This window comes from Pseudomonas sp. Pseusp15, assembly GCF_059492165.1.
The window spans coordinates 2,408,387-2,420,570 of sequence record NZ_CP168523.1 but is presented as its reverse complement, the minus strand read 5'-3'; the positions used below and the strand labels follow the sequence as shown (position 1 = coordinate 2,420,570).

The following is a 12,184-nucleotide window of genomic DNA, read 5'->3' as shown; positions in this document are numbered from 1 at the left end:
CTGATTAAATTAACTTTCATGTGGTCTCGTGAGGCTGGTCGCAACATTGATATCATCCAGCCATGACTCTAAATGGAAGCTGCACTGTGCGCACTTTAATGGTTCGTGGCTGGATGCCAATATTTGTGCTGTTGTGCCTGTTCGGTTCATCCGCCTGGGCTGCCAATACGCCGTGTTCGGGGAAGAAGGGCGGTATCGATCGTTGCGACGGCGATCTGTTCCTGTGCAATGACGGCTCCATCAGCGGTTCAAAGAAAAGCTGTTCGGCGATGTTTGGCACTAAAAGCCAGGCGCGGCCGCAGACGCTGTTACAGGAAACCGAAGGCTGCGCCTGCGGTACCGGTACGTTCTGCACCGGGCCAAGAGGCGGTGTGTATTGCCTGACGCCCAGCGGCAACAAGAGTTACAAGCGCAAGTAATTCGTTTGCAGCCAAAAAACGCTTAGCGCAATGCTTAGCGTCGATGTTGGATAGGACGCAGGTGTTTTCACTGGCCTGGATCAATATTTCCTTCGGCGATATTTCCTAACATAAAAAGATCCAGCCCCATCTCGCGGTATTGACTACATTGCTTGGACGCGCAGCTGATGCGTTGTCGAAGTACCAGTGCAGACCTTCTCGTTGTTATTAGTCAGGTGGCCCGCAAGGTGTAGTGCAGCATGGAGCTGAAGAATCTCACCTGAACCTTTCACGGATGAACAATCGCAATGCAACGCATAAACCGAACCTTCGATATCCAGCCACTGGTGCGGGCGGATATGACTGTGTGCATCAATGGCCAGACTGTCAGCGCCGCCATCGGCGAAACCGTCCTGACGGTCATTCAGTCACTGGGCATTCGCCAGGTGGCCCGTAACGATCACGATCAAATCAGCGGTGCCTATTGCGGCATGGGCGTGTGCCAATGCTGCCTGGTGAAAATCGATGGGCGCCACAAACGGCGTGCCTGCCAGACGATCGTGCGTGAGGGCATGCGCATCGAAACCCGGGTCAACCGTATCGCCGGGCAGGAGGTTTTATGAGCCTGCAACCGGTGATCGTCGGCGGCGGGCCGGCGGGTATGGCCGCGGCCATTGAACTGGCGCGCCATGGTGTGCGTTGTACCTTGCTCGAAGAGGCTTCGCGTCTTGGCGGGGTGGTCTATCGCGGCCCCTTGCGCGATAACGTGCAACTGGATTACCTGGGGCCACGCTATTCGGAAGTGCTGGCCAAACTGCATGGAGAATTCCACGAGCAGTCGGGCCTGATCGACGTGCGCTTGAACCACCGCGTGGTCGGCGCCGAAGGCACCCGGGCGTTGGTGGTGCTGGACATCAACGAGCATTTGCAGGAGGTCGAATACCCGCAGCTGCTGTTGGCTGCCGGTTGCCATGAGCGCAGCGTACCGTTCCCCGGCTGGACCTTGCCTGGGGTGATTCTGCTGGGTGGTTTGCAACTGCAAATCAAGAGCGGCGTCGTTCAACCCCAGGGGCCGGTGGTGATTGCCGGCACCGGTCCGCTGTTGCCGCTGGTGGCCTGCCAGCTACACGCTTCGGGGGTGAGCGTCGCCGGAGTCTACGAGGCGTGCGGGTTCGGCAAGATCGCCCGGGAAAGCCTCGCGCTATTGAACAAGCCACAGTTGTTCCTCGACGGTTTGAGCATGCTCGCGTACCTGAAACTGCACGGCATTCCCATGCACTATGGCTGGGGCGTGGTCGACGCACAGGGCGAGGATGAGTTGAGTTCGGTGACTGTCGCGCCGTACTCCAGCACCTGGGAGCCAGACCTGAGCCGCGCCGAACGGATTGCCGCGCAGACCCTGGCGGTCGGCTATGGCTTCATTCCTCGCACCCAACTCAGCCAGCAAATGGGCCTGGACCATGGCTTCAGCGATGACGGCTACCTGCGGGCCAGCGCCAATGTCTGGCAGCAAAGCAGCGAACCCCATGTGCATCTGGCCGGTGACATGGGCGGCATTCGCGGTGGCGAGGCGGCCATGCTCGCGGGACGAATCGCAGCAGTGTCGATCCTGCTGCAACGTGACGTGCTGGATGCGGAGTTGGCGCGGGTCAGACGTGACCGCTACCTGTCGAAACTCAAGTCCATCGTGCGCTTTCGCGCCGCCGTCGACCGTTACACCGAACGCGGTGCCGGGCAGACCGCATTGCCGGTCGCCGACACGGTGATTTGCCGCTGTGAGCACGCGACCCGCGCCGACATCGATCGGGCGCTGGAGCAGGGTGTGCAAGACCTGGCCAGCCTGAAAATGCGCACCCGCGTGAGCATGGGCGACTGTCAGGGGCGGATGTGCGTCGGTTATTGCACCGACCGTTTGCGCGAAGCCACCGGGCGGCAAGATGTGGGCTGGTTGCGACCGCGCTTTCCCGTCGACCCGATTCCTTTTTCAGCATTCCAGTCTGTCGGCACGGAGGCTGCAAGCCATGAGTAAGTTCTACGACGTGATCATCGCCGGCGGCGGTGTGATCGGGGCGTCCTGCGCCTATCAGTTATCCAAGCGCAAACACCTGAAAGTCGCGCTGATCGACGCCAAGCGACCCGGCAACGCGACCCGTGCTTCGGCCGGGGGCTTGTGGGCGATCGGTGAGTCGGTGGGCTTGGGCTGCGGGGTGATTTTCTTCCGCATGATGTCGGCCAATCGCAAGCGCGAAGCCCAGGGCGCGGCGGTGGCGGTGGACTCCAGCACGCCGCATATCCTGCCGCAGTCGTTCTTCGATTTCGCCTTGCAGTCCAACGCGATGTACCCGGATTTGCACCGGGAGCTGCAGGACAATCACGGGATGGATTTCAAGTTCGAGAGGACCGGCTTGAAATTCGTGATCTACGACGATGAAGACCGGCTCTACGCCGAGCACATCGTGGCGTGCATTCCGCACCTGGCGGATCAGGTGCGCTGGCTCGATCAAGCGGCACTGCGCGAAGCCGAGCCAAGTGTCAGCCATGAGGCGAGGGGGGCGCTGGAGTTTCTCTGCGACCATCAGGTCAGCCCGTTCCGCCTGGCCGATGCCTACACCGAAGGCGCGCGGCAAAACGGTGTGGACCTGTACTTCAACACCAACGTCACCGGGGTGCTGCATCACGGCTCGCAGGTCACTGGCGTGCAGACCTCCGAGGCCGGTGTGTTCCGTTGCGATACGCTGATCAACGCTGCGGGTGCGTGGGCCGCCGACCTCAGCGAGCAGGCCACCGGCATTCGCATTCCGGTGAAACCGGTGAAGGGCCAGATCCTACTGACCGAGCGCATGCCGAAGATCCTGCGCGGTTGCCTGACCACCAGCGACTGTTACGTGGCGCAGAAAGACAATGGCGAAATCCTGATCGGCAGCACCACCGAAGACAAAGGTTTTGACGTGACCACCACCTACCCGGAAATCAGCAGCCTGGTGCAAGGCGCAGTGCGCTGCATTCCGGCGCTCGCCGACATCAACCTGAAACGTTGCTGGGCCGGGTTACGTCCTGGTTCGCCGGACGAACTGCCGATTCTCGGGCCGATGAAAGGGGTGCAGGGTTACCTCAATGCCTGCGGACATTTCCGCACCGGCATCCTGACCTCGGCGATTACCGGCGTGGTGCTGGACAAACTGGTGAATAACGAGCCGTTGCCGCTGGATATCACACCGTTTCTGGCGGATCGGTTTGAAGTGACGCCGGAGGTCGAATCGAAAGAAGCGCACATGGCTTGACCTCAACCTCACCACAGACGCGCGAGCGCTGTGGTGAGGGCGCTTGTGCCGTCACTCTTTAACGCTCATGAACTCCTTGGCCCAACGAATGTAGTCCTCCGGCTGCGTATAGGTATGCGTTAGTTCGGTGGCGTTCAGGTCGGAGGCCTGGGTGAAGATCTGGCGCTGTTCACGCAGGCTGTCATAAGTGGCTTTGATCGCTGCGAAGTAGGCGCCATGGCCGTCGATGGTGACTCGCACGCCCAATTCGGCCAGGCGTTTGTCGTCGCGCAGCAGCGGGTTGCCGTAGGTGACCAGCATCAGCGGTACGCTCAGGTGTTCGGCGATCTGTTCCAGATGATCGAAATCCTGCACGCCCACCATGCAAATCCCGTCGGCCCCGGCCTGTTGGTAATGCTGGGTGCGGCTGATGATTTCCTGGACCGGCAGGATCCCTGCGTTGGTGCGGGCGATGATCGCCATTTCCGAATCGACCCGGGCTTCCAGCGCCGCGCGGATCTTGCCGACACCTTCGGCGACCGTGATCAGGTCGGTGGACTTGCGACCGAATTGCGCCGGTAGCAGGGTGTCTTCGATGGTCAGGGCGGCCACGCCGGCGCGTTCGAGTTCGACGATGGTGCGCATGACATTGAGCGCGTTGCCGTAGCCGTGGTCGGCGTCGGCAATGACCGGCAATTGCGCCACTCGGCCGATGCGGGTGGCCTGTTCGGCGAACTCACTGAGGGTGATCAACGCAAAATCGGGGGCGCCCAATACCTGCAACGACGCCACCGAACCACCCAGGATTCCCACCTCAAAACCCAGGTCGGCGGCGATGCGTGCCGACATCGGGTCGAAGACAGAGGCCGTGTGGTAGCAGATGCCGGAAGCGAGCAGTTGGCGGAAATTACGGCGTAAATCTTGGTGAGAAAGCCTGGACATACGAGTTCCACCATATAAAGGAATGGAAGGGCTTGAGCAAAAGTGTCAACGCCGAAGGAACAAAAGGCTATCACGCGGGCGGGTAAAGGATGATGACGAATTTTTTTGGCAAGTGAACGCAAGATCTTTTCCGCTCACGCCGCTACCGCTTGCTGCTGTTGGTTGAGCAGCGGCACCGCGCGTACCGAGCTGCCGGGTTGCAATTGCAGGCGTTTGGCGGTGAGGCGGTCGACCACCAGGCTATTGCCCACCAGCCGCGCCCGGGCGGTGGTGATGCGGCAGTTTTCCAGGCGACGGTTGTGGATCAGCCATACCGGGGCCTGGTCGTCGGGCGTGCCGATGGCCAGCACCAGTGATTGGCTGTCGCGCACCGCGCGGATTCTCGACACCGGGGCTTCGATCACCGGGCCTGCGTCGAAGATGTCGATGTAACCCTTATGGGCAAACCCCTCGGCGGTGAGGATCTTCAGCGCCGGTTCGGTGTTGGGGTGGGGCTTGCCGATCACCGCCTGGGCCTGTTCGGTGAGCAGGCAGGTGTAGAGCGGCTGGCGCGGCATCAGTTCGGCGATGAACGCTTTGCTGCCCAGCCCCGACAAGTGATCGGCATGGCTGAAATCCATCTTGAAGAAGTGCCGGCCCAGGCTGTCCCAGAACGGTGAGCAGCCATGTTCGTCGGCACTGCCGCGCAGTTCGGCGATGAGCTTGTCGCCGAACAGCTGGGGGAATTCGGCAACGAACAGCAGCCCCCCCAGCGACAGCAATCGACCATTGCTGCCATAACGTTGATCGTGTCGCAGGAACAACGAGCAGATTTCCGATTGCCCGGTCATTTCGTTGTTGAGGAACAACGTGGGGATCTGGCGCTGAATACCCAGGTCCGGCGATGAACTGACCGTGAGCCCGACCCGGTAGTTGTACCAGGGCTCTCGCAGACCGACGGCCCCGATCAGGGCACTGACGCCGACCACTTGCTGATCATCGTCTTCGAGCACAAACAGGTAGTCGGCATCCGCGCGCTCGACCTGTCCGGCGAAAGTCCGCTGGGCCCAGCGCACCCGGTGGGTCAGGCGCTCTTCGTTGGCCGGCAGGGTAGTGAACCCGGGGCCGGCCCGTTGTACCAAATCCAGTAAAGCGGGCAGGTCGGTCATTTGAACCGGGCGCAAAATCATGATGCAGCTCCTTCTTCGCGCCTGCTCGGGCGCTGTCGTTGGGCTCGGGGCCGGTTGCCACTCACAGGGCGATCAGCCGGATCGCACTGGCGTCGGTCACGTTCAAGGCCGCGCACATCTCGGCGCTCAAAGCGATAGGTTGCCCGGCGCAGTAGTCCAGTTCGGCGACGATGGCGCGGTAGTCCTTCAACGAATCGTTGCTCACCAGGTAACTGCCACGGGCGTCGATGGGCGAGCCCGTCTGCACCGTGCCGGCCTGGCTCTGGGCGATGGAACGAATGCTTGAGGTGCGGGCGTACAGCGTCGGGCCGCCGTCGAACAGGTCGATGTAGCTGTTGGTCTCGAAGCCTTCGCGCTCCAGAATGTCGAAGGCCTCCTGGCCATCGGGGTGGATCCGGCCGATGCAATCTTGCGCAGCCTGCGACAGCATCGGCACGTAGATCGGGTATTGCGGCATCAATTCTGCGAGGAATGTTCGGCTCTGCAGGCCGCAAAGCCGCTCGGCCTCGACGTAAGGCAAATCGAAGAAATGCTTGCCCAGAGCATCCCAGAACGGCGATTGCCCCTGTTCGTCGCTGTAACCGACGATCTCGGTGATCACCGCTTCGGCAAAACGTGCCGGGTGGGCGGCGATGAACAGCAGTCGCGCCCGGGACAGCAACTCGGAAAATGGCGTGCGCTCCAGTGCCGAGTCGATATGGAAACCGCGCAGCAAAGAGTGACCGCTGAGGTCTTGGCACAACGACAACGCCGGCACCCCATGCTCGATGTTCAGCTCCCGTGAGGCGCTGGTGAAATGGCGGTTGCGCAAACTGTAGAACGGCTCGCCGAACCCGGCGGTGGCGAGCACTTCCGAGCAGCCGACCAGACGGCGAGTCGTCAGGTTTTCCAGCACGAAGAAATAGTTCTCCGGACCTTGGCCCTGGACGTCTTTTTCGAACGAAGCACAGGAATCGAGAATTTTCTCCCTCAGGCGTTCGGTGTCGTCCGGCAAGGACGTGACCCCCACCAGACTGTCACGCGCCAGTTGCTGCAACTGGGGCAGGTCGGTTAACTCGACTGGACGTAAGACCAGCATGGACATACTCCTGTATCAAAGGGTTCGGCGGCTTGCACCGAACCTGACTATCACTGTCGGTTTCCACGCGTAAAATCGGCAGTCGCCTGAAATCATGTCAGACGTTGCTCTTTTTCTTGTCAGCCGTTGCTTGGGTCGGGCAGTGCGGTGCTGGCACCCAGTTTGTTGAGGAAGAATAGATAGACCAGGCCCAGGGCAATCCAGATCAGGCCGAGTTTCTGTGCATCGACGCCCATGTTGTACATGATGGCGGCGACGATGATGAAGCCGATGACCGGGCAGATCAGGTGACGGATCACCTGGCCGGATTGCTGCCGGCGCCAGTAGTAGTTGATCACGGTCAGGTGCAGCAGCATGAAGCCGCTCAGGGCGCCGAAGTTCACCAGAGAGGTGAGGGTGTCCACCGAGTTGATGAACAGGTAGCAGATCACCAGCGACAGCACCGCCACCAGATAAATGCTCAAGTACGGTGTGTTGTGTTTCGGGTGCACTTTGGCCAGCACTTTTGGCAGTTTGCCGTCTCGGGCCATGCCGAACAGCAGTCGCGAAACCGCCGCTTGGGAGGTGATGGCGACCGCCACACCCCAGGCCAGCGCAGTGGCCACGGCGGTCAGGGTGGCCAGCCAGCTACCGGCGGCGATTTCGGCGATTTCATAGAACGCGGTGTCGGCGGACTTGAAGCCCAGGCCGGCGGCCAGGTCGGTGGCGATCCAGGTCTGCACGACGAAGATCACGCCCATCACCACCAGGGTAATCAACGCTGCTTTGCCGACGCTGCGGCCCGGATCGCCCTTGATCTCTTCGGCGAGGGTCGAAATCGCATCGAAGCCGAGGAACGACAACACCGCGATCGACACCGCTTGCATCAACAGGGCGAAGTTGAACGTCTCGGGGTTGTACAGCGGCGCCAGGGTCAGCTGACCGTTACCGCCGCCACTGTGCAAGGCAGTCCAGGCGTAGAACAGGAAGATCCCCAGCACCACCAGTTGCGCCAGCAGGAAGATGATGTTCATCCGCGCGGTGAAGGTGATGCCCCGCAGGTTGACGAAAGTGGCGCTGACCAGAAAGGCCAGGATGAAACCGACTTTCGGGATGTCCGGGTACAAATGATTCAGCGCCATCGCCGCGTATACGTAGAGCAGCGGCGGAATCAGCAGGTAATCGAGCAGCATCAGCCAGCCGGCGATAAACCCGACATGTTGGTTGAGGCCGCGTTGTGCGTAGGAATACACCGAGCCCGCCACCGGAAAGGCCCGGGCCATGCTGCCGTAACTGAGGGCGGTGAACAGCATCGCCACCATGCCGATGATGTAGGCCAGCGGCACCATGCCGGGTGCTTCGGCGTTGACGTAACCATACACGCCGAACGGAGCGATGGGGATCATGAAGATCATCCCGTACACCACCAGGTCGGTCAGTGACAGGCTACGTTTCAACTCTTGCCTGTAGCCGAATTCTTCAATGTCCATGAAGCCGTTCTCCTTGATATAAGCAGCTACACGCTGCGAGTTTGAAACTGTTGCTATAGCAGCGGCGCCAGATAGTCGGTCCAGCGACTGACGTCCTCGCGGGTGCGCAGCAGGTCGTTGCGCACCTCGATCAGCACCGAGTCCAGCCCGCGTGCATCGCCGTGAACCGGTACGGTCATGTCACCCAGCGGATCGACTTTGTATGGCTGATTACCGGCGACTTTCAATGGGTGCCGGCTCAGGCCGTCGATCATTCGCTGGGCGTACTCCGTGGCCTGGCCGTACAACACGCCGACTTCCAGCGATCGTGGCTGGCCGTAATATATCGGCGTGAAACTGTGAATCCCCACCACTCGAACCGGTTTATTTTGCTCCACACGGGCGTCGATCAAGGTTTGCAGGCGTGCATGAAACGGTTTGAACAGGCAGTGCCGGCGGTATTCACGGGTGGCCTCATCCAGATCGCGATTGCCCGGCACCTGATAAATCTCGCTCTGCAACGGAATGCTGTCCGGCGCGTGGCGCGGGCGGTTGAGGTCGATCAACAGCCGCGAATAGTTGGCCGCCAACAGGGTCGCGCCCAGTGCTTCGGCCAAACCCTCGGCCAGCGCCAGGGCGCCGATGTCCCAGGCGATGTGTTCGCGGGCGGCCTCGTCGCTCAGGCCCAGGTCGTTTAACCGGTCCGGGATAAAACGACTGGCGTGTTCACACACCAGAATCAGCGGGTGCTCGGAAGCTTCCCGGCTCAGGGTGTAGGCAGGCCGGGTGTAGAGGCCCAGTTCGGCGGATTCAGTACAGGCGCGCATAGTGCTCACAGAGGTCGGCGGGCGAGAGCTGTTCCGTCAGCGTCAGTTCCTCGGTTTTCAGGGCGAAGTAGGTATCCAGTAACGCGCTCGGCAGGGCTTCGATCAGCGCCTCGCTGTTGCGCAGGCAATCCAGTGCCCGGGACAGCGACGCGGGCAGGGCGACGATGCCGCGGGCATGGCGTTGCTCTTCGTTCAGGGAGTCAGGGATTTCATCGGTGATGGCGTTCAACGCCAGGCGCTGCTCGATACCCAGGCGCCCGGCGATCAGCAATGCAGCCATGGCCAGGTGCGGTGAGGCGGTGGCGTCCATGGCGCGAAATTCCAGGTTGTACTGCATCGCCACGGATTTGCCGCCCAGGCTGACGGTCGGGCAAATCCGCAGCGCCGCTTCGCGGTTGCGTTGGCCGAGGCAGGCGTAGGAAGCGCTCCAGTGGTGGGGCTGCAAGCGTTCATAGGAAACCGGCGTTGGGGCGGTGAACGCACAGAGCGCCGGCAAGTAATGCAGAACGCCGGCGGCCCAATGCTGGCCGAGGGTCGACAGGCCGTTGGCGGTGCCAGCGTCATACATCACCGGTTGGCCGGCCATGTCTTGCAGGCTCACGTGCAAATGCACGCCGTTGCACACGGCATGCTCGGCCGTCTTGGGGGCGAAACTCAGGCTGAGGCCCATTTGCCGGGCGATCTCACGGGTGATCTCGCGCACGTTCACCGCGCGGTCGGCGGCGGCGACACCAAGGGCCGGGCGGCAGGTGATTTCGTATTGGTGCTTGCCGTATTCCGGCAGGAACATTTCCGGTTCGACGCCGCCGGCTCGCAGTGCACTGAGCAGCCAGCCGCCGAATTCGGCGCCTTGGCGCTGGGCTTCCAGAGAGAACGCCAGGTGCTCCGCCGCGCCGCTGTCGAGGTTGAATTCGTGTTCGAACGCGGCGTTGATCTGCAAACCCAACTCGTCGCGATAGCGTTCCACTTCGTTGCGCAACAGCGTACGAGGACAGGCGCCCCACGGACGGCCATCGGTTTCGCGAATGTCGCCGTGAATGAAGTCCAGCGCCGGCGCGTTGGCATCCGGGCCGTTGTTGACGGTCACCCGGCTGCTCAAGTCGGGAACCAGCCGTAAATCCCCATAAGCGCCCCAAGGGTTGCTGGTGGCGATGATGTCTTGCGGGGTCAGGGCGCTATTGGCCGGCACCCAGCCGCAACCGGCCACTTGATAGGCATCGAGTTCGTCGGTGGGGAAGGAACGGCCGCGTGTCACGCCGATCAGGTCGGTGGTGACAATGGTGGTCATGGGCAGGGGTGACAGGCGTTCGCTCATGGCTGCATCTCCTGCAACCGGCCAAGCACAGTCTGGGTGTCGGTGATCCAGCAGTAGCCCTTGATGGCGTTCAGGCAGGCGTGATGCCGCTGTTCGGTGTAGGTGGCGCAGGCATCTTCGACCAGCGTTACCAGGTAGCCACGGTCGGCGGCGTCGCGCACGGCCATGTCGACGCATTGGTCGGTGACGATGCCGGCGATGATCAGGTGGCGGGTTTCAAGGTTGCGCAGCACGTAGTCAATGCTGGTGGAGTTGAACACCCCGGAAGAGGTCTTGGGCAGCACGATTTCGTTTTCGGTCGGCGTCAGCTCTTCGATGATTTGCGCTTGCGGGCTGCCCTTGGGCAGGTGCATGTCCGAGAGTTTGTGGTCCAGCGAACGGTCGCGGCCATCGGCGGTGAGGCTTTCGATGAGTGTGTGCAACACGTTTTGCCGGGCGCTGCGAAAGGCATCGAGCAGCCTGCGTTGATTGGGCACCACCTGCGTGCGGGCGCGGGTCAGGAAGTAGTCGGCATCCGGTTCGTTGAGGTGTGGGTCGAACTGCGGTTCGAGCCAGGCACGTTGCATGTCCACCAGCAACAGCGCGGTGTGATCGGCGGCAAACGGCAAGTCCCGGGGCGAATGGTGGGGGAGCATGAACATCCTTATTTATCCTCCAGCAGGTGAGTGTCGAAGTCGGCTCGCAGGGCATCGATGCCTTCCAGGCGATCGGCCAGATCGGGGCTGCGCAGGGTCAGGCAGGCAATCAGTGCTTCAACCTGGGCCAGCGCCGGCACTATCGAGTCGAAGGCCGACGCCGATTCCACCGGTGCGCTGATGATCAGGTCGGCTATTTCCCGCAGCGGTGATGCGTAGATGTCGGTGAACAACACGACGCGCGCATGTCGGCTCTTCGCGGCATTGGCGACCCGCAGGGCCTGGGACTGATAGCGGCGATAGTCGAACACCAGCAATACGTCCTGACGCTGCACGTCAAACAACCGGTCCGGTAATTGGGCGTTGTCTTCCAGGGCGAAACAGCCGGGCCGCAACAGGCGCAGGTGATTGAGCAAATAGTTGGCGAGGAAACTGCTGAAGCGACCGCCAAAGCAGTGGACCTGGTGGCGGGTGTCGAGCAGCCACTCCACCAGAATCCGCACATCTTCAGGCTGGGTAAGCGCCTGGGTTTCTACCAGTGCCCGATGGCTGTCTGCCAGATAATGGCTCCAGGGGTCATCTTTTTTGAGTTGGGCGCGGGGCTGCAACAGGGTGCTGGGGGAGCGCAGGCGGTGATCCATGTCACTGAGCAAGGCTTCCTGAAAATCGGCGTAACCGCTGAAACCCAGCTTTTTTACCAGCCGCACGATGGTCGGATCGCTGACACCGGCATGTTCGGCCAGACGTGACATCGGGCCCAGTCCGTTACGCGGGTACTGGTCCAGCAAGGCACGTATGACTTTGCGTTCCGACGGCGTGAAGTCCAGGCCGGGCTCGGTGATCAGGTCTCTGAGAGGGGGCATCCGGGCTCCTGCTGGATGGGTATGTCGGTTTCATTTCATAAAACGCTAAATTAGTATTTATGTAACGTGTGCTACATGTCTAGTTAATTTTCGTGCGGATTTTAAAAGCACTAAAATGGGGCAAAACCCCCGTGCGTGCGGGGCTGAGTGGATGTCGACAGGCTTTGTAGGACATCGCCCATAGAGGTGTGAGATATCGACCCAGCTCAGGAATAAAATGGGCGTTGTGAGCCCACGCCGTAGCAGCTG

Annotated in this window: 12 protein-coding genes; 4 read left to right on the top strand and 8 right to left on the bottom strand. The window is 61.2% G+C overall.

Annotated elements, in window-relative coordinates:
* Positions 1–98: 98 nt before the first annotated feature.
* The 4 genes from ACEN8R_RS10895 (at position 99) to hcnC (ending at position 3,679) form a co-directional block, all read left to right on the top strand.
* Positions 99–419, top strand: a complete 321-nt coding sequence (locus ACEN8R_RS10895; protein WP_064617596.1) for a YdcA family protein — start codon at positions 99–101, stop codon at positions 417–419.
* 287 nt (positions 420–706) lie between these two features.
* Positions 707–1,021, top strand: coding sequence for a (2Fe-2S)-binding protein (locus tag ACEN8R_RS10890; protein WP_018928979.1), 315 nt, complete (start codon positions 707–709; stop codon positions 1,019–1,021).
* Positions 1,018–2,427, top strand: coding sequence for a cyanide-forming glycine dehydrogenase subunit HcnB (hcnB, locus tag ACEN8R_RS10885; RefSeq protein WP_230139129.1), 1,410 nt, complete (start codon positions 1,018–1,020; stop codon positions 2,425–2,427). The genes ACEN8R_RS10890 and hcnB overlap by 4 nt, the downstream gene beginning before the upstream one ends.
* Positions 2,420–3,679 (top strand): cyanide-forming glycine dehydrogenase subunit HcnC, encoded by a 1,260-nt coding sequence (hcnC, locus tag ACEN8R_RS10880; RefSeq protein WP_018928981.1) that lies wholly within the window; start codon positions 2,420–2,422, stop codon positions 3,677–3,679. Before hcnB ends, hcnC begins: the two co-directional genes overlap by 8 nt.
* A gap of 51 nt (positions 3,680–3,730) precedes the next feature.
* Here the strand turns inward: hcnC and ACEN8R_RS10875 are convergent, their stop codons facing one another.
* The 8 genes from ACEN8R_RS10875 to ACEN8R_RS10840 all read right to left on the bottom strand — a co-directional run bounded on the left by ACEN8R_RS10875 (position 3,731) and on the right by ACEN8R_RS10840 (position 11,935).
* On the bottom strand, positions 3,731–4,600 hold the full coding sequence (locus ACEN8R_RS10875; protein WP_018928982.1) for an isocitrate lyase/PEP mutase family protein: 870 nt from the start codon (positions 4,598–4,600) through the stop codon (positions 3,731–3,733).
* A 134-nt stretch (positions 4,601–4,734) separates the two neighbouring features.
* The gene (astA, locus tag ACEN8R_RS10870; protein WP_086945598.1) at positions 4,735–5,769 is read right to left on the bottom strand and encodes an arginine N-succinyltransferase; all 1,035 of its coding nucleotides are present in this window, start codon (positions 5,767–5,769) and stop codon (positions 4,735–4,737) included.
* Positions 5,770–5,830: 61 nt separating this feature from the next.
* The gene (locus tag ACEN8R_RS10865) at positions 5,831–6,847 is read right to left on the bottom strand and encodes an arginine N-succinyltransferase (RefSeq protein WP_064617605.1); all 1,017 of its coding nucleotides are present in this window, start codon (positions 6,845–6,847) and stop codon (positions 5,831–5,833) included.
* A 119-nt stretch (positions 6,848–6,966) separates the two neighbouring features.
* Complete coding sequence (locus ACEN8R_RS10860) at positions 6,967–8,316, bottom strand: APC family permease (protein WP_018928985.1); 1,350 nt, start codon at positions 8,314–8,316, stop codon at positions 6,967–6,969.
* Between the two features lie 53 nt (positions 8,317–8,369).
* Entirely contained in the window at positions 8,370–9,122 is a 753-nt protein-coding gene (locus tag ACEN8R_RS10855) for an N-formylglutamate amidohydrolase (RefSeq protein WP_495624862.1), read from the bottom strand.
* Positions 9,106–10,437: a type I glutamate--ammonia ligase gene (locus tag ACEN8R_RS10850; RefSeq protein ID WP_495624861.1), complete on the bottom strand. Its 1,332-nt coding sequence runs from the start codon at positions 10,435–10,437 to the stop codon at positions 9,106–9,108. Before ACEN8R_RS10850 ends, ACEN8R_RS10855 begins: the two co-directional genes overlap by 17 nt.
* Complete coding sequence (locus ACEN8R_RS10845; protein WP_064617612.1) at positions 10,434–11,078, bottom strand: cysteine hydrolase family protein; 645 nt, start codon at positions 11,076–11,078, stop codon at positions 10,434–10,436. Before ACEN8R_RS10845 ends, ACEN8R_RS10850 begins: the two co-directional genes overlap by 4 nt.
* 2 nt (positions 11,079–11,080) lie before the next feature.
* Positions 11,081–11,935 (bottom strand): MurR/RpiR family transcriptional regulator, encoded by an 855-nt coding sequence (locus ACEN8R_RS10840; protein WP_018928989.1) that lies wholly within the window; start codon positions 11,933–11,935, stop codon positions 11,081–11,083.
* Between the last annotated feature and the right edge of the window lie 249 nt (positions 11,936–12,184).